Annotated in this window: 25 protein-coding genes; 10 read left to right on the top strand and 15 right to left on the bottom strand. The window is 45.9% G+C overall.

Features of this window, described 5'->3' with window-relative positions:
• Window positions 1-299: 299 nt before the first annotated feature.
• The 12 genes from I5M27_RS12165 to I5M27_RS12220 all read right to left on the bottom strand — a co-directional run bounded on the left by I5M27_RS12165 (window position 300) and on the right by I5M27_RS12220 (window position 11119).
• Window positions 300-1169, bottom strand: coding sequence for a nitrilase-related carbon-nitrogen hydrolase (locus I5M27_RS12165; protein WP_200506502.1), 870 nt, complete (start codon window positions 1167-1169; stop codon window positions 300-302).
• 247 nt (window positions 1170-1416) lie between these two features.
• The gene (locus tag I5M27_RS12170) at window positions 1417-2148 is read right to left on the bottom strand and encodes a hypothetical protein (protein WP_200506503.1); all 732 of its coding nucleotides are present in this window, start codon (window positions 2146-2148) and stop codon (window positions 1417-1419) included.
• Between the two features lie 113 nt (window positions 2149-2261).
• Window positions 2262-3641: a dihydropyrimidinase gene (gene hydA / locus I5M27_RS12175; RefSeq protein ID WP_200506504.1), complete on the bottom strand. Its 1380-nt coding sequence runs from the start codon at window positions 3639-3641 to the stop codon at window positions 2262-2264.
• 189 nt (window positions 3642-3830) lie between these two features.
• Window positions 3831-4343: a collagen-like protein gene (locus I5M27_RS12180; protein ID WP_200506505.1), complete on the bottom strand. Its 513-nt coding sequence runs from the start codon at window positions 4341-4343 to the stop codon at window positions 3831-3833.
• A gap of 205 nt (window positions 4344-4548) precedes the next feature.
• Window positions 4549-5451, bottom strand: coding sequence for a hypothetical protein (locus I5M27_RS12185; protein WP_200506506.1), 903 nt, complete (start codon window positions 5449-5451; stop codon window positions 4549-4551).
• A 92-nt stretch (window positions 5452-5543) separates the two neighbouring features.
• Window positions 5544-5969, bottom strand: coding sequence for a hypothetical protein (locus I5M27_RS12190; RefSeq protein ID WP_200506507.1), 426 nt, complete (start codon window positions 5967-5969; stop codon window positions 5544-5546).
• A gap of 138 nt (window positions 5970-6107) precedes the next feature.
• Window positions 6108-6461: a hypothetical protein gene (locus I5M27_RS12195; RefSeq protein ID WP_200506508.1), complete on the bottom strand. Its 354-nt coding sequence runs from the start codon at window positions 6459-6461 to the stop codon at window positions 6108-6110.
• A gap of 314 nt (window positions 6462-6775) precedes the next feature.
• A complete protein-coding gene (locus tag I5M27_RS12200; RefSeq protein WP_200506509.1) occupies window positions 6776-8128 on the bottom strand; it encodes an aminotransferase class III-fold pyridoxal phosphate-dependent enzyme in 1353 nt (450 codons plus the stop codon).
• A 140-nt stretch (window positions 8129-8268) separates the two neighbouring features.
• The gene (locus I5M27_RS12205; RefSeq protein ID WP_200506510.1) at window positions 8269-8613 is read right to left on the bottom strand and encodes a hypothetical protein; all 345 of its coding nucleotides are present in this window, start codon (window positions 8611-8613) and stop codon (window positions 8269-8271) included.
• Window positions 8614-8680: 67 nt separating this feature from the next.
• Window positions 8681-9040, bottom strand: coding sequence for a hypothetical protein (locus tag I5M27_RS12210; RefSeq protein ID WP_200506511.1), 360 nt, complete (start codon window positions 9038-9040; stop codon window positions 8681-8683).
• Window positions 9041-9076: 36 nt separating this feature from the next.
• Entirely contained in the window at window positions 9077-10546 is a 1470-nt protein-coding gene (locus tag I5M27_RS12215; protein WP_234462515.1) for a CoA-acylating methylmalonate-semialdehyde dehydrogenase, read from the bottom strand.
• A gap of 126 nt (window positions 10547-10672) precedes the next feature.
• The gene (locus tag I5M27_RS12220) at window positions 10673-11119 is read right to left on the bottom strand and encodes a nucleoside deaminase (protein ID WP_200506512.1); all 447 of its coding nucleotides are present in this window, start codon (window positions 11117-11119) and stop codon (window positions 10673-10675) included.
• Between the two features lie 286 nt (window positions 11120-11405).
• On the opposite strand from I5M27_RS12220, the gene hisS reads away from it, so the two are divergent.
• From hisS to I5M27_RS12245, 5 genes are all read left to right on the top strand, one after another.
• Window positions 11406-12773 carry a histidine--tRNA ligase gene (gene hisS / locus I5M27_RS12225; RefSeq protein WP_200506513.1) on the top strand — a complete coding sequence of 456 codons (1368 nt, stop codon included), beginning with the start codon at window positions 11406-11408 and terminating at the stop codon, window positions 12771-12773.
• 224 nt (window positions 12774-12997) lie between these two features.
• Entirely contained in the window at window positions 12998-14488 is a 1491-nt protein-coding gene (gene hutH / locus I5M27_RS12230) for a histidine ammonia-lyase (RefSeq protein WP_200506514.1), read from the top strand.
• A 6-nt stretch (window positions 14489-14494) separates the two neighbouring features.
• On the top strand, window positions 14495-16447 hold the full coding sequence (locus I5M27_RS12235; protein ID WP_200506515.1) for a T9SS type B sorting domain-containing protein: 1953 nt from the start codon (window positions 14495-14497) through the stop codon (window positions 16445-16447).
• A gap of 124 nt (window positions 16448-16571) precedes the next feature.
• Window positions 16572-16907 (top strand): YbaB/EbfC family nucleoid-associated protein, encoded by a 336-nt coding sequence (locus I5M27_RS12240; protein ID WP_200506516.1) that lies wholly within the window; start codon window positions 16572-16574, stop codon window positions 16905-16907.
• Window positions 16897-17931, top strand: coding sequence for a glycosyltransferase family 2 protein (locus I5M27_RS12245; protein ID WP_234462516.1), 1035 nt, complete (start codon window positions 16897-16899; stop codon window positions 17929-17931). Before I5M27_RS12240 ends, I5M27_RS12245 begins: the two co-directional genes overlap by 11 nt.
• 219 nt (window positions 17932-18150) lie before the next feature.
• Here the strand turns inward: I5M27_RS12245 and I5M27_RS12250 are convergent, their stop codons facing one another.
• Window positions 18151-18369, bottom strand: coding sequence for a PspC domain-containing protein (locus I5M27_RS12250; protein WP_200506517.1), 219 nt, complete (start codon window positions 18367-18369; stop codon window positions 18151-18153).
• Window positions 18370-18498: 129 nt separating this feature from the next.
• On the opposite strand from I5M27_RS12250, the gene I5M27_RS12255 reads away from it, so the two are divergent.
• The 3 genes from I5M27_RS12255 (at window position 18499) to I5M27_RS12265 (ending at window position 22112) form a co-directional block, all read left to right on the top strand.
• Window positions 18499-20298 (top strand): tetratricopeptide repeat protein, encoded by a 1800-nt coding sequence (locus I5M27_RS12255; RefSeq protein WP_200506518.1) that lies wholly within the window; start codon window positions 18499-18501, stop codon window positions 20296-20298.
• Window positions 20299-20401: 103 nt separating this feature from the next.
• Entirely contained in the window at window positions 20402-21418 is a 1017-nt protein-coding gene (locus tag I5M27_RS12260; protein WP_317193597.1) for a pyruvate dehydrogenase complex E1 component subunit beta, read from the top strand.
• 334 nt (window positions 21419-21752) lie between these two features.
• Entirely contained in the window at window positions 21753-22112 is a 360-nt protein-coding gene (locus I5M27_RS12265) for an STAS domain-containing protein (protein ID WP_200506520.1), read from the top strand.
• Window positions 22113-22192: 80 nt separating this feature from the next.
• Here I5M27_RS12265 and I5M27_RS12270 read toward each other — a convergent pair whose 3' ends face one another.
• Both I5M27_RS12270 and I5M27_RS12275 read right to left on the bottom strand, forming a co-directional pair.
• Window positions 22193-22909 carry a class I SAM-dependent methyltransferase gene (locus I5M27_RS12270; protein ID WP_200506521.1) on the bottom strand — a complete coding sequence of 239 codons (717 nt, stop codon included), beginning with the start codon at window positions 22907-22909 and terminating at the stop codon, window positions 22193-22195.
• A gap of 119 nt (window positions 22910-23028) precedes the next feature.
• Window positions 23029-24879 carry a CHRD domain-containing protein gene (locus tag I5M27_RS12275; protein WP_200506522.1) on the bottom strand — a complete coding sequence of 617 codons (1851 nt, stop codon included), beginning with the start codon at window positions 24877-24879 and terminating at the stop codon, window positions 23029-23031.
• Between the two features lie 350 nt (window positions 24880-25229).
• On the opposite strand from I5M27_RS12275, the gene I5M27_RS12280 reads away from it, so the two are divergent.
• Window positions 25230-25703, top strand: coding sequence for a nucleoside deaminase (locus tag I5M27_RS12280; RefSeq protein ID WP_200506523.1), 474 nt, complete (start codon window positions 25230-25232; stop codon window positions 25701-25703).
• Window position 25704: 1 nt separating this feature from the next.
• Entirely contained in the window at window positions 25705-26145 is a 441-nt protein-coding gene (locus I5M27_RS12285; protein ID WP_200506524.1) for a hypothetical protein, read from the top strand.
• The last annotated feature ends 35 nt before the right edge of the window (window positions 26146-26180 follow it).

The following is a 26180-nucleotide window of genomic DNA, read 5'->3' on the forward strand; positions in this document are numbered from 1 at the left end:
GGTATGCGTTAGTTCCCTCCTTACGTCGGGATGACCGGATAAATGGATGATGCAAAAATTTAATCGCAATTCTTTAATCGTAATAATCAGTGGAATTGATTTGTCGCAATATGCCCGCAGCCAGGTCGCGACCTGGCCTTACATTTCACAGCTATTAAAAAATCAAAAGAATCACGTTCCGACAAAAAATCCTGGCTATCTTTTTAATCCTGAAAATCGGGTTCCGATAAAACGCAGAAGCAAACGAATGAACAAAATTCCATCATCCGTTTGCTTCTGTTTCATTTTCTGAATTTAGATTAAAGCGCCGTTAATTCCTGGTAAGTTTCCGGGCGTCGGTCGCGGTAGAATTGCCATACGGAACGCACTTCATCGATCAGGCTCAGGTCGAATTCGGAGATCAGCAGTTCGTCGTTATCTTCAGAAGCTTCGGCGAAGATTTTGCCGCGGGGATCTACGAAATACGAGTTACCGTAGAATTTACCGATGTTCCAGGGTTTTTCGGTGCCTACGCGGTTGATGCAGCCCATGAAATATCCGTTGGCCGCGGCGTGGGCCGGCTGCTCCAGCTTCCATAAATACTGCGACAAACCTGCTACCGTAGCCGAAGGATTATACACAATTTCTGCGCCGTTCAACCCCAGCGCGCGGGCGCCTTCCGGGAAGTGACGGTCGTAGCAAGTATAAACGCCCACTTTGGCATAGCGCGTCTGGAAAACCGGGTAGCCTAAATTGCCCGGCTTGAAATAAAATTTCTCCCAGAAACCCGGGTGCAGGTGCGGAATGTGGTTTTTGCGGTATTTCCCCAGCAAAGTGCCGTCGGCGTCTATTACCACTGTGGTGTTGTAAAGTACGCCGGCCTGCTCTTTTTCGTAGATCGGCACCACCATTACCATCTGGTATTTTTTGGCGTATTCGGCCATCAGGTCGGTAGTTGGGCCGGGAATAGATTCGGCGGCTTCGTACCATTTAATATCCTGACCGGCACAGAAATACGGGCCGTTGAAAATTTCCTGAAGACACAGGATCTGTACGCCTTTTTGGCCGGCTTCGTCGATGTAGGGCAAATGCTTTTGCAGCATTGCTTCCTTGATCTCTTCTACACTGGCATTTTCGGCCACTTCCGGCATGCTCATCTGGATCAGGCCGGATTTTATTTTACGGGACATATTGGTGCGGTTTTAAATACTGATTTCAGGCTTAAAATTAGCGGAAAGGTTTATAAAAACTACCATTCCAAAGCATTTGTAAGATAATTGCTTCCTAACACAAAACCTAAAATTCGAAGAACTAAAATTCAGAACGGAATTTTAATAAATCAGCAAATTGCATTAAGTTCAACTTTATCCTTCCTGCCATTTTTAAGGTGCTAAATTTGTTAATAAAGTTCTTAAATAGAAATGTATAAAACCTTCGCTATTCTTTAGATTTCAGAAGGTTTAAATTAAAAATTAAACCTGCACTGGCATTAAAGGGAGAAAACTCGAAATAATGATTATACCCGTAATTCTTTAATGGAAACGTAACACCAACCTGACTTGAGATCATCAGGAACTTTAAAATGTGGTATCGAAGGGTAAAAGCACCTTCAGCATAAACGTAGGAATTCGCAATGTCTTTGTAATCAGTTCTGGAGTCATCGTCGATCTTATAATAATTGACCCAAAGCAACCTTGGGGTTAAGGCGAATTCGAGTTTATTTTCTTTTCTTCCAAAATCTGCCTGGATTCCAAAGCGGCTGTATTCCACTTTTTGGTTTGTTTCATAGGTCGATCCAGCGGTATTTGCACCTTTCCAGAAACGAGAATACATGCCTTTTCCGGCCAGCGCATATAACTCCCAAATCCAGTCAGATTCTGTTCTATTAAATATACCGGCTCCTACTTCTTTAAAGTGGTGTTTTTTAATTTCGTAATTAATGGCAGAATATACGTCCCTATCTTCCCCCATGTTGTTGTAACTCGCCAAAAGTCCAATATTCTTTGTAACCGCAACGGCTGCCTGTCCTTCCAGGCCATTGAAGCTTTTATGCCCCCCAATTTGAACCTGACCTTTTTGCTGTAACAAAGGGGAATTCACCACATTCTGACGATATATGCCACAAGAAGTTAGTCCGATGAGCAGCACCCAAAAGCTATATTTAATCATAGCGCATACTTAATTTTATATAGAACTAAAAGCGGTGAATTTTAAAAAAGATTTCATCCTTATCTAAAAATCAATAAAGCAATTAATTCAAAATAAAAAAAAGCGTTGGCTAATTAAATCACACCACTTACCTGTTTCCGCTTCAGGAATTTGCCATACCCTTTCTCCACCAGCACTTCATTCTCCGCAATCACTTTTTTACCTCTTAAGAATACCGTTTTGGTTTTGCCGGTAACTTCCCAACCTTCGTAGGCGGAGTAGTCGCAGTTCATGTGGTGGGTTTGGGCGGAGATGATGTGTTTTTCGTTCGGGTCGAAGAGCAGGATGTCGGCGTCGGAACCGATGGCGAGGCAGCCTTTTTGTGGGAACATGCCGAAGATCTTGGCGGCGTTTGTACTCATCACTTCCACGAATTTGTTCAGGGAAATTTTACCTTTGGTTACACCTTCCGAGAACAGCAATTCTACGCGGTGCTCAATGCCCGGCGCACCGTTCGGAATCTTCGAGAAATCGTGTTCGCCCATTTTCTTTTGCTCCCAGAAAAACGGACAATGATCGGTAGCCACCACCTGCAGCAAACCGGCGTTAATGCCCGCCCAAAGGGCAGCCTGGTCTTTTTTCTCGCGCAACGGCGGACTCATCACCCACTTGGCGCCTTCAAAATTCTTTTCGTACAAACTTGCGTCTAAAGTCAGGTATTGGATGCAGGTTTCGGCCATTACTTTCTGGTTGCGTTTGCCGGCATCGCGTACGTGGTTCAGGGCGCCTTCGCAGGTTAAATGCACAATGTAAGCGGGCACGCCGGTGTAATTGGCCATATCCGCGAAACGGTTGCTGGCTTCGGCTTCGGTAACTTCGGGCTGCGATAAATAATGGTACAGCGGCGTGGTATTGCCGGCTTTCAGGTTTTTGGCAACCAGGTAATCGATCATGTCGCCGTTGGTGGCGTGGGTGGTAACCATGCCGCCTTGTTTTTTCACTTCTTCCATCAGGGCCACCATCATGCGGTCGTCCACCATTAAAGCGCCTTTGTAGGCCATAAACGTTTTGAAACTCGTGATGCCTTCTTCCACCATTTCCTTTATTTCGGGCTTCGTGTTTTCGTTGAAATCGGTAACGGCCATGTGGAAGGAATAATCACCCACCGCGTTGCCATTGGCGCGGCCGCTCCATTCGTCAAACGCGTGGCGAAGCGATTTGCCCTGGGTTTGCAGGATGAAATCGATAACCGTGGTGGTGCCGCCAAACAAAGCTCCGCGGGTGCCGGTGGTATAATCGTCGGAAGAAAAAGTACCCATGAACGGCATGCTCAAATGCACGTGCGGATCGATGCCGCCGGGGAAAACCATTAAACCCGATGCGTCAATTTCTTCGCCGGCGGTTACGTTCAGGTTTTTGCCAATTTGAGATATCGTTTCGCCTTCAATGAAAATATCGGCGGTAAAATCTGCGTCTGCGGTTACAATGCGGCCGTTCTTGATCAGGATGCTCATGGTTTTTCAGCGGTTAAATGTGCGGTTTAAAGGTGCTGAAATTTTCAGGAACGGACAAATAAAAAAAGCAACCCGGTTAAAGAGTTGCTTTTTGAGTTTTTCAGGTAAAAAGGATAGCGTTTTGGGTAAGAAAAAATATTCCTTCTTTAAGACAAGCTATCCAAAGGGGGACTTATCTTCACAAACATCTTAATCCTGTAGCTTCAGAATTTCTTTCGTAACCTCGTAATTTTTCCAGTTGGCACCGGGGTTTGCTTTTCGGAATGAATCCGGAATGATAACCACGCGTACAACCATGCTGGCTGGCGCACTAGGGGTGGAATTGTCTACATTGAAACGGTAAATGGTAATGCCGCCGTCATAAAATTCGTAGTTGGTGGTTACGTTGCCATAAGTATCTGGCAGGGGAATCCAGATCGGATTATTTGGCCCGGAAATACGCTGATAAACCATTACCAGGCCATAATCAGTTACGTCAGGCGTTATTTCCGGCATATTTACAGTAGCGTAATACCACCGGTACTGGCTGTTGTAAACCCAGGTATTCAGGGTGATGTGTTCGGTGCTGATTACGTTAGCATTACCGGCAGGGCCCTGTGGGCCTGTAGCCCCCGGAGGACCCATCGGCCCGGGTGTATCGCTATCGTGAATGGTGCAGCTGGTAAAGGCCAGCAAAAAGAATAAATAGAAGAGCTTTTTCATAACAATTGAGGTAAAGTTAATTGCAGTTTTCGGGTTAATAAGAATAGCGTTCTGGTATTTCGCCGCAAGTTAGTAATTCGCATTTAATCCGATAATTCCGGTAATACAATTTACATACCAATAAAAAAGCAGCCCCGGAATTTCCAGGGCTGCTTTCCTTATTCTGTCTATTTTTTCCTTTATTTCAGGGAAAGTTTAGAATGGATCAAAACATAAAAGTAAGGTGCGTTAACAAGCGGTTACCGGTTTTTACGTAGCCTTCGGAAACGTTTTGTGAAACCGGTTTCTGTAATGTTGCACCCGCCGATAAATTCTTAAAGTAAAACTCCGAGCCGGCACTTACAAAGTTTGCGTGGCCGCCGCTTTCCAGTAATTCACTGCCGAAATGCTGATCTTTGGCGGTAATTTCCGTGCTGAAGCCGGCGTTGGGCATAATGGCCATTTCCTTTACTTTCAGCACCGAAAACAATACCGTTCCGGCGCCGAATTTATTTCCGAACATGAATTCGTTTTTGTTAACCGTATTGTATTTATAGGTTACGTTCGTGTTCAACCCAATTTTATCGTAGCGGACGGTATACATGGCGTTGGCTACCAGATCGAAGCTGCCGGAACCCAGCTGCATGTTCGGGTTCATTTCCGAACCTTCAATTTTGCTGTCGAATTCGCCGGTGGGCAGTTTTACGCCGCCGCCTACAAATAAATTATGTTTTACTTTCTGGTATAAACTGTCGGTGTTGTTCAGCAAATTGTAATTTACCAGTACCAGCGCATCGCCTAAACCCTGCACCTGGGTGGTGCCGCTTTCGGTTTTCTGCTGGTTGAAATTGTACGGCAGCAAAGCTAAAACCTGCACTTTCTTTAGTGGGTAAAACCGGCCCCAGATTTCGGTGCTTTGGAAGCTTTCCTTCGATTGCGAACCGTGCTTTGGGGCAGTTTCGTCGGATTTCTGCTGGTAGCGGAGGCCGACAAAGTTTTTATTCTGTTGCGGCAAAATCCCGAACTGGTAACTTCCCACGCCGCAACCGCAGGCGTCGCAGCCCTGCGCATTTTGCGCACTGGTAAACAGCAGACCGCAAAAGCCCGCCATAATTATTTTCTTCAACATGAGCCTTGAAATTTAAATGTTCTGTGCCCGAAAAAACGGTAGCGCTTTCAGGCTAAAAAGTAGAATGCATTTTCTCCGAAGATGCCAGAGCATTAAGGCATGGCGTGGAAGCTTACTTTTTTGGAAATGGTATTGCCATCGTGATCCAGTACGCCAATAATTTCCAGTTCCAGGTCTACGTGCGTGGTGTAATTATCGACCGTCCAGGGCTGGTTAACGGCAATTTCGGTTTTATGCTCATGAATTTCTTTTTTGAACACTTCGGCATTATCGGCTTTTTTCCGGACGATAATGGTATAACCGTGCAGCGTGTTAGGCGCCACAATGGTGCCCGTAATATTTACGGTCTGGTTGGCTTTCACTTCCTGGCCGGCAGCTGGCGAAGTGATGGTTACGGCGGCAACAACGGGCTGGGGCTCTACAGTTGTATCGTCGTCGTCGTTGTCGCAGGCGGTAAATGTAAAAGCGAACAATAATAAAAAAGCAGAAAAAGCGGATTTCAGTTGAAAATTTTTCATCTCGATTAAGGTTAGTTTTGGTTTAAAATAAGGCATAAATGTAGCAGAAGTCGCTTTTCTTCAAAGCGAAAAATCTCTGCTTGCAGGGCCTTCTTTCCGCAAAAAAATTGCGGAAAGAAGGCCTGAAAAACGATTAAACTAAACCAAAAAACAGGGCGGATGAAAAATCCCGAAAGCCGGTGCTGTTACTTTCGGATTGGAGAAATAACGAAAAGCCGGTTTGATAACGGTAGGGAATTGTGGTGAAAAAGTAAAGGCCGGCTGAAAAAACTGCACCACTTCCACCATTTTTTCTACCGGCGTAGGGTGATTTTTTTCATGGGCATCGGCGGCTTTCAGTTCTTTGCTGAGCTGGCATTTGCCCTCGCATTTCAGCCTAGGCTTGCTTTTGTTTACGCAAAGAAACTCCGCAATGTAATTCTTGTTCACCTGATATTCGGCCACCAGCATGAGTTTGCTCAGCGGCTGCAGCAGAATAACAAGACTTAACAATATTACGGGTAAAGCTTTCACTTCGCATTATTTTATATACAAAGGTAATTACGGAAACAAGAAAAAAAAGGCCTGCTGGTCTTTATTATCAGGAAGTTGATATCAATCAGATAAGAGAATGCAGTCGGTCAGTTTTTGTGGATGTTGCTTGTAGAAAATTCAGGTAGCGTAGGGTTTAAACCTTCGCTACCTGAATTTGAAAAGGTAAAATTGGTTTATACTTTATAGAAAAGTTACAACCGCAAATAAACAAAGACATTCGTTACCGATCTGGAAAACCCAACAGTACCCGAAAGAAATCAGAAGTACGGAAGTTAATTACAAGCCGCGTCGGCAATTTTCAGAGCTTCGGAAATAATCTCCAGCCCTTCATCAATTTGCGCTTCGGTAATGGTAAGCGGCGGGCAAATGAACACATAATTCCAACGGACCATGGTATACATTCCCAGTTCGAAAAGCCGGGCATGCAGCTGACTCATGATCTTCATTTCGGTAGCGTTCGCATTCCAGGGCGCCATGGGTACTTTGGTCTGCCGGTTTTTTACCAGTTCCAGGCAGCCCAGTAAACCGGTATTCCGGAAATCGCCTATGCTCGGGTGTTTCTGCATGAGTGCGGCTACCCTTTCTTCCATGTATTTACCCAGCTCCGCAGCTCTTTCTACCAGGTTTTCCTTTTCGTAAACTTCCATCACGGCCACGCCGGCCGCGCAGGAAACCGGATGTGCCGAATACGTTAAGCCCAGCGGCAGCGGTTTTTCGTCGAAGGTTCTGGCAATTTCTTCAGAAACCATCATGCCGCCCAGCGGCAGGTAGCCGGCGGTAGCCCCTTTGGCAAAACAAAGCAAATCGGGTTCTACGTCGTGGTTTTGTACGCCGAACCATTTACCTGTCCTGCCAAAGCCACTCATAACTTCGTCGGCAATAAATAAGATGCCGTGTTTTTCGCAGATTTGTTTTACTTTTTTCAGGTAACCCGGCGGGTATTTTATGCAACCCGAAGTACCAGATTCACCTTCCATGATCATAGCGGCAATATTGTCCGGACCTTCGTAGCCCACTACCCTTTCCAGATGCTCAATTGCCCGGTCGCGGCATTGTTCCGGCGTTTCGGAATGCCACGGACAGCGGTAGAAATGAGGATTTTCTACGTGCACTACGTTCGGCATCAGGTGCGCATCTACCTGCAATTTGCGGGGGTCGCCGCCGGCAGCCATAGCGCCGTGGGTAGCGCCGTGGTAGCTTTGGTAAAGCGCCACAATTTTATGGCGGCCGGTGTGCAAACGTGCCAGCTTTATGGCATTCTCAATTGCATCAGCGCCGCCTAAAGTAAATAAGGTTTTGGTCAGGTTGCCAGGAGCTACTTCGGCTAGTTTTTTCGCCAGCTCGCCGCGTGCTTTGGTAACCATTCCCGGATAGACGTAACTTACTTCCTGCATCTGCTTGTAAACCGCTTCGGCAATGGCCGGGTGGCCGTGACCGATATTCATGTTTACCAGTTGCGAAGAAAAATCGAGGTAGCGTTTGCCGTTCATATCCCAGATGTACACGCCTTCGGCCTTGTTGATCACGAGCGGTTTTAAACCGGCCTGCTTTTGCCAGGAAAAAAGCGTGTGCTGCAGGTTATTTTCTACAATTTCTTCGCGTTCGGAAGTGAGAACTTGCTCCATTGTTTTGATGCTTGAATGATGGAATGATTCAATTTTTAAATAAACGGATTTCGACTTTTTGGGCGGAAAAGCCTACCGTTTTGTAATTGAGAAAAGCCTGAATTTTGCCTGAAAAGGAATCTGAATTCAGAAATAAATTTTTAAAGTTTCGCCAACCGGATAAACTCCATCCCTTTTCTGGTCCTCACTGCCTTTCCCTCTTTTTCGATTTTCCATTTGTTCCGGTAAGGAAAGGTTGCGGTCTGATCCTGAAGCATGATCTTGTTGTCTTTTAATTCCCAGGTTCCGCGGGCATCGATCTTTTTATTCGGATCAGAATAATCCTGGTAGGAAAACGTTTTATCGGCGTTTATTTTCAATTCAAATTTTACAGGATGGTTTTTAGAAATGCCGTATGTGCCGATGAAATCTGGTTTTGGCTCATCTTTAAAACCGAAGGACGAGAATAAAAATACTGACAGAATAATTGCTAATTGGACTTTCATAGTTTTAGGTTTAAAGGTTTTACTTTTTGAGGCGAAAAGGATAGCGTTTTTTAGAAAAATTATTTTATCAACTTTGAGAAAACCTATTTTTCCAAAATATTCCTAAAAGAAAAATTAGATAAAAAAGGCTTGAAAAAAATATCACTGGTAATTTTATTTTGTTTCCCAAAGGAATGCTTAACAAAAGCAATATGCTAAACATTAACATCCCCTTAAATAAAGATTTATCTTTCTGTTTTCGATAGGAAAATAAATTAATACCAAGTATTAACGCGAAAATGATCATTATCATTGAATCACCCCATCCATCAACAATTTTTCCAAAATAATTTCCTGAGAAGATATTTAATGCATCTGAAAAGTATTCCAGAAGAATAAATAACGCAATTAAGCCAGAAATTAAATTCTGAAATAATCCCTTTTTCATTTTCAAATCTTCAAATTTCCAAATCTCCAAATCGAATTAACTCATCCAGTTAATGCCCGCTTCCGGATTCCATTTGGTAGTCGTTTTCTTCATTTGCGTCCAGAATTCGATGGAGCTTTTGCCGGTAATGTCGCAGGTGCCGAATTTGGATTCGTTCCAGCCGCCGAAAGAAAATGGTTCGCGCGGAACCGGTACGCCCACGTTTACGCCGATCATGCCGGCGCTGGCATTTTCCATCACGTAACGCGCCAAACCGCCGCTTTGGGTAAAGACCGAAGCCGCGTTGCCGTATTCCGATTTATTTTCAATTTGAAGGGCTTCGTCTAAGGTTTTCGCGCGGATAATGGCGAGTACCGGACCGAAAACTTCTTCTTTGGCGATGGCCATATCCGGCGTTACAAAATCGATGATGGTCGGGCCAACGTAATAGCCGTTTTCTTTGCCGGAAACCATAGCGTTTCGGCCGTCAACCAGAACTTTGGCCCCAGCTTTTTCTGCTTCGGAAATATACTTTTCGATCCGCTCTTTGGCTTCTTTGGAAATTACCGAACCTAAGTTCTCGCCGGGAATAATTTTCTTCGCTTCTTCTACAATTTTTTCGATGATGTTGTCAATTGGGCCCACGCCCAGCATAGCAGAACCAGCCATACACCGCTGCCCCGCACAACCCGACATACTCGCCGCCACGCCGGCCGCGGTTAAGCCAATATTCGCATCCGGCAGCACAATGATGTGATTCTTCGCTCCGCCCAAAGCCACGCAACGTTTCAGGTTACTGGTAGCTCTTCGGTACACGATTTTCGCAACGTTGGTAGAACCTACAAACGAAACCGCCGCAATATCCGGATGGTCGCAGATGGCTTCCACGAGTTCCTGTGCGCCGTTTACCACGTTGAAAACCCCGGCCGGTAAACCGGCTTCGGTCAGTAATTCAGCAATGCGGTTCGCAGAAATGGGCACTTTTTCGGAAGGCTTCAGGATCATGCAATTTCCTAACGCAAGGGCGTTCGGGATGGTCCAGTGTGGCACCATGTTCGGAAAATTAAAAGGCGTGATGCTGGCCACTACGCCGATCGGTTTTTTTTCTAACCGGCATTCCACGCCCGCACTTACTTCCAGAATTTCTCCAGCTACGAGTTGGGGTAATGAACAGGCAAATTCGGTTAATTCGATCGCCTTTTCAACTTCCGCCCGCGCTTCGCCCAGAGTTTTGCCGTTTTCGCGGTGTACCAGTTCGGTTAGTTCTTCCAGGTTTTGCTCCAGCAGGGTTTTGTACCGAAAAAAGATCTGCACCCGCTCTTTTATGGGCATGGCTGACCATTTTGGAAACGCTTGCTGCGCGGCTTTTACGGCTTCATTTAATTCCGTTTCGCCGGAAAGCGGCACTGTAGAAAGCAAACTACCGTCTAAAGGACTAATAATTTCCAGCGTTTCCGCAGAAGAATTTATAAAATTTCCGGCCACGTAATTGCGGACTTCCGGGTAGAGCATTTGAGCGGTTTCCATTTGGGTAGTTTTTTGGGTATGGAAGATAGCGTTTTTTCGAATTTTAAAGCACCGCAAGGCTTGAACCTTGCGCTGCTTTAAAATTTACACTTAATTTAAAATTTCATTTAACATAAGCCTTCAACCCTACTCCCCAATATCCTCATTCCAGAGTTCCGGTTTGGCTTCAATGAAGTTTTCCATCAGGTTGATGCATTCTTCGTTTTGCAGATTAACAATTTCAACGCCGTGCTGTTTCATAAATTCTTCGGCCCCAGGGAAAGTTTTATTTTCGCCTACAATCACTTTTTTGATGCCGAACTGCACCACTGCGCCGGCGCATAAGTAGCAGGGCATTAAAGTAGAATACAGCGTGGTATCTTTATAATTGCCGATTCTTCCGGCGTTTTGCAGACAATCTATTTCGGCATGGGCCATGGGGTCGTTGTGCTGCACACGGCGGTTGTGGCCACGGCCTACAATTTTGCCATCGCGCACAATTACGGAGCCGATCGGAATGCCGCCTTCGTTTAGTCCTTGCTTGGCTTCCGCAATGGCGGCCTGCATAAATTCATCAGGTTGAGTGTTGTTCATCGTTTAATGCTATGGTTTTTAAATGCTATTTAGTCTGAACACGATTTTAAGGAGTTTTAAGATGGACAGGATTCCCGTAGAGACTGGGGCCTGACTGGTCCGCACACATTTTAGATTGCGCAATCAAGATCAAAAAAATCAAGTCAATCTTTATAATCCCAGAAAATCGTGTTCAGACCATAAGCTACGACTTTTTAACAGAAAAAGTATACCGTTTTTGCTAACAATTTGAGATGACAGAATTTAAGCGCAGATTTCGTACCTTCGCCGGCAAATTGTTTTTAAAATGAGCAAAGAAAAACCGTCGTTACCGAAGGGAATGCGCGATTTCGGGCCGAAAGTGCTGCAGAAACGCAATTATATTTTCGCGGTAATTAAAAATACATTCGAGCGTTTCGGCTTTCAGCCCCTGGAAACGCCAACCATGGAAAACCTGAGCGTGCTGACCGGAAAATACGGCGACGAAGGCGACCAGCTGATCTTTAAAGTACTGAATTCCGGCGATTTCCTGAATAAAGTTACCCTCAACGACCTGGAAGACGGCTATAAAAAAGTTACCCGCAAAGTGTCGGAAAAAGCGTTGCGTTATGATTTAACCGTACCGTTTGCCCGCTACGTGGTGATGAACCGCAATGAAATCACCTTTCCGTTCAAGCGTTACCAGATCCAGCCGGTTTGGCGCGCCGATCGTCCGCAGAAAGGCCGTTATCGCGAATTTTACCAGTGCGATGCCGACGTAGTAGGAACCGATTCTTTGCTTTGCGAAGCCGAAATTGTACTGATGATCGACGAGGTTTTAACGACCTTGGGCTTAACCGACTTCACCATTAAAATAAACCACCGCGGCATATTGGCCGGTATTGCCGAAGCCATTGGCGAAAAAGGCCGCGAAGGCGAAATTTGCGTGGCCATAGATAAGCTCGATAAAATCGGGCAGGAAGGCGTGGAAAAAGAACTGATCGAGCGCGGCATTGCGGCGAAATCAATAGAAAGATTACGGCCACTGATGAGTTTTTCGGGCGGAAACGATAGCGTTTTAGAGCAGCTCGACCCGGTATTGGTGGATAGCGAAGAAGGTTTGCGTGGCCTGACCGAACTGCGGGAAGTTTTCAGCTACCTGCAACATTTCAACATTCAAACCGCGAAAGTAGAACTGGATACTACGCTGGCCCGTGGCCTCTCCTACTACACCGGCTGCATTTTCGAGGTGAAGGTGAATAATGTGCAGATGGGCAGCATTTCCGGCGGCGGCCGCTACGATAACCTGACCGGCATGTTTGGCTTACCGAACGTTTCCGGCGTAGGATTTTCCTTCGGGGTAGACCGCATTTACGACGTGATGGAAGAACTTGACCTGTTCGATAAAAATGTTGTTTCCGGTACCAAAGTGCTGATTTCCAACTTCGATAAAGAATCCGAAATTTATTCGCTACCGATCTTACAGAGGTTCCGCGAAGCCGGCATTGCGGCCGAACTTTACCCGGAAGCGGCTAAGCTGAAAAAGCAGATGACCTATGCGGATAATAAAGCTATTCCTTTCGTGCTCCTGATCGGTTCGCAGGAAATGGAAAGCGGGAACCTGAATCTGAAAAACATGCAGACCGGGGAACAGGAAAGTTTAAAGTTGGAAGAGATTTTAGAGAAGTTGAAGTAGGTTTTCAGATTTAGTTCTCTGTCTGGAATTTAATATCGCTGCCTTGAAAACCAACCACCCCCAACCCCTCCTTGCTAAGGCGGGGAATTATCGGGAAAAGTAAAAAATTAATTAAAAACAATAATACACTTGCGATAAATGCTCCCCTCCTTGATAAGGAGGGGTTGGGGGTGGTAGACCACTCTCTGCGATCATAAGCACATAAAAAATTAACACATTAACCAATGGTTCATCATATATCTACTGCCGAACTTACTTTAGCCGATATAAACGCTATCCTTTCGGACCGAAAAACCCTGGCGCTTTCTGACGAAGCGAAGGAAAAGATCGTTTCCTGCCATGAATACCTTTACAAGAAGATCGAAAATTCGGATGCGCCGATCTATGGCATCAACACCGGCTTCGGATCACTTTACAAAGTGAGCATTTCACCGGAAAACCTGGGGCAGTTGCAGGTAAACCTGGTAATGAGCCACGCCTGCGGGGCCGGTGAGGAAGTGCCGCAGGAAGTTGTGAAGATCATGCTGTTGCTGAAAATTCAAAGTCTGGCGTATGGTCACAGTGCGGTGCAACTGGAAACGGTGGAACGCCTGGTGCAATTTTATAACCGCGGCATTTATCCGGTAGTTTACCAGCAAGGTTCCCTTGGCGCTTCCGGCGACCTGGCTCCGCTGGCGCATTTGTGCTTGCCGCTTTTAGGTTTAGGTGAAGTGAATTACGAAGGTTACCGGTTGAAAGGCGAGGACATTCTGGATATGTTCAGCTGGCAACCGATTGCTTTGAAAGCGAAAGAAGGGCTGGCACTTTTGAACGGCACGCAATTTATGAGCGCCTACGGGGTTTGGTGCTGCCTGCAGGCCAACCATTTATCGAACATGGCCGATGTGATTGGCGCCATTTCCCTGGAAGCTTTTGCGGGTAGATTAGATCCGTTCAACCACCTCATTCACAAAGTACGTCCGCATGCCGGACAGTTGCAAACCGCAGAACGTTTCCGGGAATTGCTGGAAGGCAGCGAACTGATCGCCAGCCCGAAAAAGCACGTGCAGGATCCGTATTCGTTCCGTTGCATTCCGCAGGTACATGGCGCCAGCAAAGATGCGATCCGGTATACTAACGACGTTATTACCACCGAGATCAATTCTGTAACCGATAACCCGAACGTTTTTCCGGAAGAAGACATCATCATTTCCGGCGGTAATTTCCACGGACAACCCCTGGCAATTGCTTTGGACCTTCTTTGCATTGCCTTGGCTGAACTGGGAAATATTTCTGAAAGAAGAACCTACCAATTAATTTCTGGTTTGCGCGACCTGCCGGAGTTTCTGGTTTCGGAAACGGGTTTGAATTCCGGATTTATGATCCCGCAATATACCGCCGCCAGCATTGTGAGCCAGAACAAACAGCTTTGTACGCCGGCTTCGGTAGATTCCATTGTTTCTTCGAATGGCCAGGAAGACCACGTAAGCATGGGTTCTAACGGCGCAACCAAAGCGTATCGCGTGGTGAAAAACCTGGAAAGCATTCTGGCTATTGAATTGTTCAATGCGGCGCAGGCCATCGAGTTCCGGAAACCGCTGAAAACATCGGAGAAATTAAATTCTGTGCTGGAAGCATACCGCCAGAAAGTTTCCTTCGTTACCAAAGACCGGGTGCTGCATTACGACATTAAAAACTCGGTGAACTTCATCCATAACTTTAACCTGACTTTCTAGAAACTGATGCGCCGGTTACTTTTTCTGCTGTTTCTGATACCGTTTTCCGTAATTTCTGCCTACGCGCAGCAATGTTTTAAAGCGTATTATAAAGGCCAGGAAGTAACCGTTATCTGCGTGGGTGAACCAATTCAGTTTATCAATTGTGGATCGTTAGGGCCAAATGGTGCTGCCGAGTATTATGACTTGGATGCAAGCAACGGAGTTTCATTCCAACCTGCAGATGCTAACAGCCCGACTAAACGTTATTTTTTTAATAACCCTGGAACTTACATTGTTACCCAACTAATAAATGACCCGAATACTCCAGGAGGTAGCACAACCAATACCAATACATATATAGTCAAAGCCACTCCGCCGCCAACATTCACGGCTACCCAATGCGGTAACGACCAGGTAAAGATCACCATTACCGATGCGACCTACGATACCTATACGTTAAAAGTCGGCAGCAATGCTCCAGTTGCAGTTACTTCCGGACAAACCCTCAGCGTACCGAGTCCGTCGGGCTCTTATTCTGTTGTATTGAACGGCACTCATACTGCTGGTTTTTGCGGAAATGCTTCAACGCAAACCTTAGCGCCGGTGGCTGCGCCAAGCATTCCCGTAATTTCAAAAGCAGATGTGCTGAATACCGGAGCTTCCGGCGAAATTTCGTTTACCGTAAGCGGTCTGCAGAGCGGATATTCCTACAGTTTGGAGCAGCAAAACGGTAGCGTTTTCACGCAAAAAAGTCTGCTCGACCCGGCTAACGGCACAGCGCAAACTTTTACTTTAAATGGCATCAACAATGCGGTTTCGAATTGTTTCCGGGTGAGTGTTTTCGATAATTGCGGCAACAGCCGGAATGTAGTTTCGCCGGTTATTTGCACGGAAGTTTTACAGGCATCGGCCCAGAATAAAAAGAACGTAATTTCCTGGCCGGCTTACAGCGGAAGCACGCCTAATGGCGGCAGCTTTATTTACAATCTTTTCCGCCGCGAAGGAAACAGTCCGCGCACCAGCATAACGCCTGCCGGCACGCAGCAAACTACTTTCGAAGATACTGATATTACCTGCGGTTTAACGTATTGCTACGAACTGGAGATCTCTGAAAATGGCACTGCGTTTTCCAGCTCGAACGAAGTTTGCACCACGGCAATTTCCACGGATATTCCGCCCGCGGCCCGACTTTTAACCAGCTTCACCCCGGAAAATATTTTAACCGGAACAATTGCCTTACCGGCCGGTACAAATCTAAAAAATCAGCAGGTTTTCCGGAGCAGCAATGGCAGTAGTTTTGCAGCGGTTTTGAATAGCGTTTCGCCGGAATTTCAGGATGCCAGCAAGAATTTCCGGGAACAGGAGCCCTGCTATAAGATCACCTACACCGATAATTGCGGCAATGCTTCGCCGGAAAGCAATGTAAGTTGTCCGGTAATTTTAACCAGCCTGCAGCATTTACTAACGCGTAGCTTAGACCTGGCCTGGAGCACTTACGAAGGCTTTGAAGGAACCTCCACTGAATATACTTTAGAAACGCTCGACGCCAATTTTAACGTGAACAGCAGCCAGCCGGTAACCGGGACGTTTTCCCTTTCCATACCAAAACTTTCCGAAACGGAGCAGGTGCTGCGTTACCGCATCAAAGCGCAAAGCAACCTCGGCGAAATAAGTTATTCGAATACCGAAACCATCGTGCAGGAAGTGAAGATCTTTGTTCCCACGGCTTTTTCTCCCAACAACGACGGTTTGAACGATGTATTTGAAGTAAAAGGCCGTTTTCAGAATAATTTTAGTTTGGTAATTTTGAACCGCTGGGGCCAGATCGTTTTCGAAAGCAAGGACCCGAAAAAAGGCTGGGACGGTAAAATGAACGGCAAAGAAGCCCCGATCGGTGTTTACGCATACCGCCTGACAGCCATCGATGAAACCGGCAGGAAATACGAAAAAGCCGGCACCCTGACCTTGGTGAAATAAGAATGTTCGGATTCTCGCAAGTTCGAATTTTCAAAGATCGTATAAAAGAAAACGACTTAATATTATCTGTTTATAAAATCGAAAATTCGAACTTCGAATATTCGAAAAATCTAAATACAAAACTATGTTTGATATGATGGGCATGATGGGGAAAATGAAAGAACTCCAGGCCAAAATGAAGGAAGCGCAGGATAACCTCAAAAACATTACCGTAGAAGCCGAATCGGGCGCAGGCATGGTAAAAGCCAAAGCCAACGGGCAGCGCAAACTCCTGAGCATCGAAATTGATCCGACTTTGCTAAAAGCTGAAAATGCGGAAATGATCTCGGACCTGGTAGTAGCTGCGGTAAACAAGGCTTTGGATGAAGCCGGGGAAAAAGGCCAGGAAGAGCTCAAAAAACAAACCAGCGGCCTGATGCCCAACATTCCGGGTTTAGACTTGAGCAACTTTGGTTTATAAAGCCGAACATCCCGTTGCCATTGTAATTCTGAACTGGAACGGCCGGAAATACCTGGAACAATTTTTACCGTCGGTGCTGCAAAACAGCCCCGATTGCGATGTGCTTGTAGCCGATAATGCTTCTACCGACGATTCAGTGGCTTTTGTGCGCAGCAATTTTCCGGCGGTAAAAATTATTCAGAATTCCGGCAACCTGGGTTTCTGCGAAGGGTACAACCAGGCCCTGAAACAGATCGAGGCGAAGTATTATGTGTTGCTGAATTCGGATGTACAGGTTACGCCGGGCTGGGTTACTCCTATTTTAAATCTGCTGGAAAGTAACCCGAAAATTGCCGCTGTCCAGCCTAAAATAAAAGCTTTTCACGAGCCTTATTCGCTGGAATATGCCGGCGCCGGTGGCGGGTTTATCGATCATTTTGGTTACCCTTTTTGCCGCGGTCGTTTGTTCGATACTTTAGAAACCGACAAAGGCCAATATAACGATACAACCGAAATTTTCTGGGCTACGGGCGCGTGTATGTTCGTGCGGGCAGAATTGTTTCACAAACTGGGCGGGCTGGAACCCAAATTCTTTGCGCACATGGAAGAAATTGACCTGTGCTGGCGTTTGCAGAATGCGGGTTATAAAATTATGTACTGCGGGCAGAGTGAAGTCTATCACGTGGGCGGCGGCACCCTGCACAAATCGAATCCGCGCAAAACGTTCCTGAATTTCCGAAACGGTCTGGCTTTGCTTTACAAAAACCTGCCGGCCGGCGTTTTCTTTTCCACGTTATTTATCCGGGTGTTGCTGGATTGGGTTTCGGCTTTTAAATTTCTGCTTTCGGGGCAAACCGGCGATGCGAAAGCCATTATGAAAGCGCAAATGGAGGTTTACAAAAACCTGAATTACTGGAAACAACAAAGAAAAATGCAGCCACTTAAAAAAGATCTGAACCAATTACAAGGCGTTTATAACGGCAGTATTGTGTGGGAATATTTCGTGCGCGGCCGTAAAACGTTCACTGCTTTGTTTAAAGGCTAAATGGTTGAATGGTTGAATGGCTGAATTGTTAATTTTTTCTCCAGAAAATGGTAGGGTTTGGGGCTGAAAAAGTCGTAAAGAATCTGTAGCACTTTAAAATTAATTCAAATAAAAAAAGCGCTGCAACTAAGGTTTATACCTTAGTTGCAGCGCTTTTTTTATCGTTAAGCTGCATTCAAAAAAACATTCAGCTTCTTAGCAATTTAACTATTAAACAATTTAAAAATCCCAGACGGTACTGCGTTCGCGGCGCATGCTTTTGCGCAGGTTCAGCCAGAATGCCAGAATTAAATATACAATTACCGGCGAACCGAAAGTCAGGAAAGACAAATAAATAAAAGACAGGCGCACGCTACCGGTAGCAAAACCTAATTTTTCTCCCAGGGCCGTGCAGACGCCAAAAGCCTGAGATTCAATAAAAAACTGTAGCCTTTTCATGCTTTAACTAAAATAAAAACCAAGTTAACGAAAAAAAATACGTTTGTCAACCAACTAAATATAAAAAAAAAGGTATGTATGCGGAAAGAAATTTGTTCGTCTTAGTACGATATTTGCTTTTTCCGAATTATGCAAACCTCCACAATGCGCAAGGCGCGCTATTTATTACTCGCATTTTCTTCTGTTATACTTACAACCGGCCTTGGCGGTTGCAGCGTTTCGAGCATTTTAAAAAAAGGGCAGGCTGAACAAAAAATTTCGGTAGTACCCCAGGTGCTCGAAGTGAACGGTGAAAATGTGCTCTTCGAAGTAAAAGCCCAGATTCCCAAAGAACTCATCCAGAAAAAACCGGTTTACAGCATCGATCTGGTTTATAATTACGGGCCGAAAATGGTGGAACCGATCGGAAAAATGCGTTTTTCTACCGGCGAATTTATTTATGAGAACGATAAGCCAACCATAACCCGCCAGTATTCCTTTAAATATACGCCCGAAAAATCGCGCGGAAAATTGCTGGCAACGCCCCACGTAGCCAAAGTAAACAAAGCCGGCAAACGCGGTAAAACAACTGAAATTGCCAGCGGCGTAATCACCACATCTAAACTGGTGGTTAAAAGCAATACCGTTTCGCTGGCGCCCGACGATTACCGCAAAGGAGTTTCGGAGCCCCAAACCCTAACGTTTTTTTTCGACGAAGGCCAGGCCAAACTGCGCGACTACCTGGGCACAAACATGGGTGTGCTGAAAGAACTGATTGAAAGCAATTATAAAACCACGCTGGTTGAAATTACGGCCGGTCATTCGCCGGAAGATGCCGACAGCAAAGAATTCCGGTTGCCGCTCAGGCGCGCGCAGGCGCTCGAAAAATACTACAAGCACGAGCTAGATGTAAAATCGTATACTAATTCCAGCAAATCGGTGAAATTCCGGGTTATGCCGGTGGTAAGAAACTGGGACCGTTTTCTAAAACAGGTACAGCTTTCCGCCCTTTCCCCCGATCAGATCAACGAGATCCTGACGATTGTGAACAGCAATGTTTCCTTTAAAGAAAAAGAGCGCCAACTGGCCAAACTCGATTCTTACGAATACCTGCAGCTTTACGTGTACCCCACTTTGCGCTACGCCGACGTAAGGATCACGTATGAAATTCCGCAAAAAAAAGATTCGGAAATTTACCTGCTTTCTAAAAAGATCGTGGAAAACCGCATCGATTCGGATAAACTGACCGAGGAAGAACTGCGTTATTCTGCTACTTTAACCCCGCTGCTTTCCGAAAAACTTAAAATTTACCAGGCCGCCGCTGAAAACACCATGAAATGGCAGGCTTTCAATAACTTAGGGGTTACTTATATTCAATTGGCGCAGCAGGCTTTAAAACCGGAGATCCGCGAGAAATTACTAAAAGAAGCCATAATAAATTTAACCTATGCCAGCCACCGCAACCCAACCGCACAGCTTTTTTACAACCTCGGTTCGGCGCACCATATCCAGGGAAATTATTTAGAAGCTTTGCGGAGCTACGATTATGCCATAAAACTGGGCGGCCGGGTAGAAATGCTGCAACAGGTTTTTGCCGATAAAGCGGCCCTGGAAATTGAGATCGGGCAGTTAGACGATGCCGTTACCAGCCTGGCCTATGCGGCTCCGGGTTACCAAACGCTCATGAACAAGGCGCTGCTGTATACGCTGAAAGGAAATTACCAGGATTCTAAAACTTTTTACGAAGAAGCGCTGGCCCTGAAACCGAACGATGCCCTGGCGCATTACTGCCTGGCCGTGATCGCAGCCCGCACCAACCAGGAAAACGACCTGGCCCTGCATTTGCGCAAAGCCACCCAGCTCGAAAAAAACCTGACCGCCAAAGCCATAGACGATCCTGAATTCCGGGCTTACGTGAAAACGCCGGTTTTCCGGGAAGCTGTAAAATAAGGTTTCAGACTTTTTAAAGCTTTTTCCCTACCGTTTTCACAGTTGCTGCCCGAAACCTGCGGATAATTCGTTTCTAAAATTGGTTTTTGCGAGAGTTATCGTAATTTTACCTTTCGATAGAAAACAAGATTTAGAAATGCGTACGATACAATTCCGTGAAGCCCTTCGGGAAGCCATGAGTGAAGAAATGCGCCGCGATGAGCGGGTATTTTTAATGGGCGAAGAAGTGGCAGAATATAATGGCGCTTACAAAGTTAGCCAGGGCATGCTCGATGAATTCGGCGCCAAACGCGTGATCGATACTCCTATTGCCGAACTTGGTTTTGCCGGTATTGGAGTGGGTGCTGCAGCAAATGGCCTGAAACCGATCATCGAATTCATGACCTTTAACTTCTCGCTGGTAGCAATTGACCAGGTGATCAACTCGGCGGCCAAAATGATGTCGATGTCAGGCGGTCAGTATTCCTGCCCGATCGTTTTCCGCGGCCCGACCGGTAACGCCGGTATGTTATCTTCGCAGCACTCCCAGAATTTCGAGAACTGGTACGCCAACTGCCCCGGCCTGAAAGTAGTGGTTCCTTCTAACCCTTACGATGCCAAAGGTTTGCTTAAAGCCTCAATCCGCGACGAAGATCCGGTTATTTTTATGGAATCGGAGCTGATGTACGGCGATAAAGGCGAAGTGCCGGAAGAAGAATACCTGATCCCGATCGGCGTGGCTGACGTGAAACGTGAAGGCGAAGACGTTACCATTGTTTCGTTCGGTAAAATGATGAAAGTGGCTTTGGCAGCGGCCGAAGAACTGGCAAAAGAAAATATTTCGGTAGAAGTTGTAGACCTGCGTACCGTTCGCCCGATCGATTTTGAAACGGTACTAAAATCGGTTAAGAAAACCAACCGCGTGGTAGTAGTGGAAGAAGCCTGGCCGTTGGCCTCTATTTCTTCTGAAATTGCCTACAACGTGCAACGCAATGCCTTCGATTATTTAGATGCTCCTGTAGTACGCGTAACCTGTATGGATGTGCCGTTACCTTACGCCCCTACCCTGATTGAAGCTTCTTTACCAAATGTAGCACGCACGGTAAAAGCTATAAAAGAGGTAATGTATCAGAAAGCATAAATAGGTAATTTACAATATTTAGAAAACGACAACTTTAAAATGGGTTGTCGTTTTTTTTGTTCTATATTTTATCGCACACTTTTAGACAAAAGGTTAATCCTTACCACTTTATAAACATTACAACCTACCATGCTTTTCCAGCTATTCACCACTTTTACAGTTGGTTATTCAAAATATTTTTTAAAATTTGGCATTCCCTTAGACTTTTTTCAGGGAATACGTATAAACACCCAACACCCGGCAAACTTGAAAAATTTATAATCAGGTTTAATACAATAAAATTTATTTCTGGCGAGTTATTAAACAAAAATGCTTTCAGTTTCGCTCTTTAAATATGCAAATCCACACCCAAATTCAGCAAAACAGCTACATTGTTGCTTTAAATGGCAGCATAAATGCAGAAACAACTATCACTGTGCAGGAAGTTTTGCTAGAAGCGCTGCAATATAAGCCAAAAGAAGTAATGGTAGATTGTGAAGCCCTTCAGGAGGTATCGCCGAAAAGCCTGAAATCTTTTATTTCTACGGTGCGGAGTCTGCAGCGGAATAAGATAGATTTTGTGCTCATCAGTGTCAATGAGCAGTTGCACCATCTTTTTGCTTGTGCCGGCGTGAATACTTTTACCAACAGCATTTCATCTACCAGCCTGATCGCCGATAATGGCCAGTGCGATATTTATTTCCGGAAGCTTTAAATTATAACCTACTTCCTGCTGGAAAGCACTTTTCGGGCTTAAAACCCTACCGTTTTTTACAAAAGAAGCCGCTCTTTTTATTACGCAAGCGTCAGTTTTGCCAGGTATTCGCCGTTTTCGCCTTCAAATAAACCTTCAGTTTTAAAACCGGCTTCGGCAGCAGAATCGCTAAGCAGGGCAAAATCTACAAACAGCCAGGGAAAAGCATTGCCCCTGGAATTCTGAAAAGCCATCTGGTATTCCACTTCGCCGTAGTAACCGCTGTTCAGATCCAGCACTACCGAGCCATCTTCCTCCTCGAACATATACAGAATATCCGACGATTCGAGCAAAATTTGTCCGCCCGGCTTCAGCATGGTTTTTAAGTGCGCAAAAAATACCGGCAATTTTAAAATTTTTCCGGCCAGGCCAATCCCGTTCATCAATAATAAGATCGTATCGAACTGTTCCGTTGGTCTGAAATTCCAGAAATCGGCCTGCACCACGTTTTTAATGCCGCGCTTTTGCATTACTGCAACTGCCTTTGGCGAAATATCGAGGGCGGTAACGTTAAAACCATTTTGCTGTAACCAAAGCGCGTGGCTTCCGGCTCCGGCTCCCAGGTCTAAAACGTGGCCGGTGCATTCCTGCAAAGCCAGTTGCTCCAGCTCCGGCATTTGCTCAAAACCCCGGAAAAGGTAAGTCACCGGAATTATGTCGTCTTCGGCAATATTGGAAATTACGGTAATGGCAGCATCGGTTTTTCCGTTCTGGAAGGCTTCGAGGGCTTCGCCCATCGGGTCAGAAAATGGTATCATTTGGCGGGCTAAAAGTCAAAATTACAACTATTATTCCTTAAAACCGGAAATTGCCTTTCAGGCCATAAAAAAGGCCTCACAATTTTGCGAAGCCTTTCCTAAAATCTGCTGCTTAACCCTTATTCTTTCACCAGCCGGTTTATGGTTCTGATTTCACCGGAAGTAAATTCCAGCTGATAAATTCCTTTCGTTAAAAAACCAAGTTCTAAAGCAATTACATTTTTACCGGCCGGCACTTTTAAGGCATTTTCATATACCGTTTTGCCCAAAACATCGGTGATTCGGATCACGCCTTCCTGGGTTTTATCTACTTCAAGTTTCAGCTTAAAAATTTGGGAAGAAGGGTTGGGATAAACAGTGGCCGCCGTTAAAGCCAGCAGATCGGAGCGTACGCCTAATATTTTTGATAAATTCCTGGCTCCCCGTAAAACCTGACCTCTGATTTCGCCAGACGGGTTAGCCGCCGTGTGCACATTTACATACATACTATCGCTGCGGAACTGTACGGAATTGCGGGTTGTAAAAGGCGGCGTGCTTCCGGCGTGCCAGTAACCGGCTGCGGCTGTTGGGTTCGTAGTATTATTGAAAGACGGCGTCAGATTAAATATTACCGGCCCGGCAACCCCAAATTTACCCAAATGAAAATGCGCTGCCGTTGCCGGCCCACTTAAACCGCTCCAGACCATCATGTAATGGGCATTGGTCTGATCGCGGTCTATAGAAACCAGGCCGCTACCGCTGGCAGGAGTATTAACCGGAGGAACTTCCTGTTTTCCGTTCATTACCAAAGTATAGCCTTCGCGTGAAAGCCGGTAAACCTGCCCCCTAATTTCCCCGGAAGGATTGGCAGCAGTGTGCACGTTCAGGTACATATCTCCGGTCAGGAACATATTTACGGTATTGGCCGGCAAACCTGCCAGCGGTAATTTGCCCAAAATGCGGTTTCCGGAAATAAAAGGGGTTAAATTGATGGCAATTGGCCCGGCTACGCCTACGGCTCCGGTATGAAAATGCGCAGCCGACATTGGTCCGCTTAACCCCGTCATCATCGCAGCTACTTCCAGACTATCGAGGGTAGCATTTATTCTAACCCCGGCAACGCCTTTGGCATTGGTGGCAACGGGCGGCACTTCCTGCGCACCGTCCAGATGGGCATCCATTAAAATTCCTTTCGGCATAAAAAGCTGCCCCCTGATCTCCCCATTCGGATTTGCCGCGGTATGAATATTGATGTAAACGGTTCCGGCTAATAAAGCTGCTAAAAATGGTGTCGGATCGCCTTCGCCTACTATTTCGTTGCCGGAAACCATGGTGGTAAGATTGAGCACAACCGGTCCGGATACTCCAATAGCGCCCGTATGCAAATGTGCACCGGTAACGGCTCCGCTCAACCCTTCGAAAATTACGTGCACTTTAATTTTACTCCGGTCCTGAGAAAGCAGGAAAGTTCCGATCCCGGTTGCTGTGGTAGCTACCGGCGGCACTTCCTGTAAACCATTTAAAAGCGCTATAAAACCGTGATCGGTTTCAAGCATGATCTGCCCGCGTATTTCGCCGGAAGGGTTAGCGGCAGTATGCACGTTTACATAATAAACGCCCTGCAAATGTTTGGTAATAACCGCCGGCGTTAAGGCCGCGCCGGTAATATAGCCGCTTATCAGGTTACCTTTAATAAATGGAACAAGGTCTATTACTACCGGGCCGGCTACGCCAGGCAAGCCTTCATGAATATGTGCCGCGGTAATAGGCCCGCTTAAACCTGCAACCGATACATTCACATAAAGCGTATCGCGGGTTCCGTTCAGCATAAAACTTCCCACCCCGGTGGCAGTGGTTGTAACGGCCGGAACCTCCTGTGCACCATCTAGTTTAGCAGAGAATAAAAGATTGGGGCTAAGATGGGCTGCAAAACCCGCTACCGGTAAAAAGCAGCAGATCAGTATTAATATTCCTGCGTAAATTCTTTTCATAGTCTAATCAATTAGAAATGGATATAAAACGATTTAGTAAAATACCTTGAAGGAACAGAGAACAGTCCAAAAACCAGATCGGAAGCAGTATGAGCAGTTTTCAGGCTTAAAACCCTGCCGGTTTAACAGGTGGAAATCTTAAATGAATCTTCACATATTTCAAAAGCAGTTGTACTTAAGCTCAAATTCTGAGGCCATATTTTTTTAGTGTTGCCTCAATTCCAAAGTAAAACCGCTTTGGAGGCAATTTGTTGCTGCAACTTAATCGTTTGGAAGGTTTTTATACAATTAATTGAAAAGTAGCGTGCCGGTTTTGTATTTTTGCCGGCTATTTAATTTTATAATTGCTTATGAAACCAAACGAAGAACACATGCGCGAAGCCATCCGGCTGTCGGTGGAAAAAATGGAAGCCGGTTTTGGCGGTCCGTTCGGCTGTGTAATTGTGAAAGACGGAAAAATAATTGCCCGCGGCTTTAACAATGTTACGGCTTCCAACGACCCAACGGCGCACGCCGAAGTAGACGCCATCCGGAAAGCTTGCAAAGAACTGGGCACGTTTCAGCTCGACGATTGCGAAATTTACACCAGCTGCGAACCTTGCCCGATGTGTTTGGGAGCCATTTACTGGGCGCGCCCTAAAGTTGTCTATTATGGAAACACCAAAGCCGATGCGGCTAAAATTGGTTTCGACGACCAGTTTATTTACGACGAAATTGAAAAGCCTTTAAGCGCGCGCAGCATTCCCATGATACCTTTTTTGCGGGAAGAAGCGTTAAAAGGATTTCAGAAATGGGAAGAAAAGGAAAACAAAACCGAATACTGAAATGAAAAACCGGAGCCTGGTAATTTTGCTGAGTTTTATTTGCCCGGGTTGTCATAAAACTACAACCGGAGGCTCCACTTCTTACCAGTATCACAAACCGGCACCGGTTCAAAACGTTACGGCCCAAGGAATAAAACCACCAGCCAACACCCGCATTTACCACGACCCGGATGCCGATTTTAAACAGCGCCGCGGGCAGATCCACAACCGGACTTATTTAAAGAAAGAACTGGCCCCTTTAAACCTGAACGTAGATTCGCTTCAGGATGTGGTAGAGATCCTGAACCGGGAAACCCGCGATAACGAATGGGAATACCAGCTTTCCACGCTCAGAGGCAGCCAGGGCCAGATCCTGCGGTTCTATAAATCGCACAACAATCCCGATGGTTCTTCGGGCCGCACCATTTACGGCGAAGAAAGAAGACGCCTGCCGGATAGGTAAAAGCAGTTTTCAGGGGAAAAACAGTAGCGTTTTGA

The organism is Adhaeribacter terrigena (assembly GCF_016623615.1).
Lineage (GTDB): Bacteria > Bacteroidota > Bacteroidia > Cytophagales > Hymenobacteraceae > Adhaeribacter_A > Adhaeribacter_A terrigena.